General features: G+C 36.0%; 1 protein-coding gene. It reads left to right on the top strand.

Annotation, left to right across the window (positions count from 1 at the left end; translation table 11 throughout):
* The first annotated feature begins 83 nt into the window (after positions 1-83).
* A complete protein-coding gene (locus G337_RS0119425; protein WP_028865315.1) occupies positions 84-884 on the top strand; it encodes a Tn3 family transposase in 801 nt (266 codons plus the stop codon).
* Positions 885-1,132 lie beyond the last annotated feature (248 nt).

The following is a 1,132-nucleotide window of genomic DNA, read 5'->3' as shown; positions in this document are numbered from 1 at the left end:
CTTGGGTTATCACTGCCCGAACACCTTTGAAATGATGAACGGGTATTTGGAAAAAGTAGCTTAACTAGGGTGAGAGAATTTAGTTGACCACATCAGGTGCTAATGAATATGAAGGTCATTTTGCTTTTGACTTACTTTATAACAATTCATCAGATATACAGCCTAATACCTTATCTACCGATACACACGGTACCAACAATGTAAATTTCGCTATTTTGGACTTCTTTGGTTATACGTTCGCTCCTCGATATGCAAAAATGAAACGGGTATTTTTTGATTTGTTAGAAGTGACCGAAGAAAATGGTGGTCAAATCCAACTGAAAAAAGAAATTAACCACAAACTAATAGCTGAAGAATGGGATGAAATTCAGCATATAGTATGTTCATTAAGCCGAAAAACCACCACACAAAGCACTATCATTAGAAAGCTAAGCAACGGCAAAAGCCGTACATTGTCAGCTCTCCATGAATACGACCGATTGATAAAATCAATTTATGTTTTGGAGTACGTTGACAACTCAACACTTCGTCATTATGTTCAGCAAGCATTAAACAGAGGCGAAGCATATCATCAACTAAAACGGGCTATCACTTCGGTTAACGGCAATAAATTTCGCGGAGGTAATGATTACCAAGTGTCGCAATGGAATGACTGCGCTCGACTTATTTCAAACTGCATTATTTATTATAATTCAGCGTTACTTTCTGCATTTTTACAAATCCAAGAAAGGAATGGCAGGCAAGACGTAGTTGATCTTATTTCAAGACTTTCGCCTGTCGCTTGGCAGCATATTAACTTGAATGGTGAATATGCTTTTAACAAAGATCGTAAGGAAATTGATTTAGTGGGATTACTAAATGGTGTTGAATCTATAATTGAATAGCTCGTCTCAAAAGTTCTTCAGCGCTACTTGCTTTAAAACATTCATCATCAGAAATCCAGATACACAAACAACAGGGCCAGCCACGTTTAGTTGTATTCACTTATTATCTGGCAACAATTGCCTCAGTCAAATAAACTTCATTTTCAGATAGGATGTTTGATATTTCATCTGATATTTTTTGCAAAATAGAGCTATCAATTACTGACATTTCATTAAAAATAACTTTATCGCTGATAAGACCTAATGAC

Source organism: Psychromonas aquimarina ATCC BAA-1526, assembly GCF_000428725.1.
Classification (GTDB): domain Bacteria; phylum Pseudomonadota; class Gammaproteobacteria; order Enterobacterales; family Psychromonadaceae; genus Psychromonas; species Psychromonas aquimarina.
This window is presented reverse-complemented; position numbering and strand designations above follow the sequence as displayed.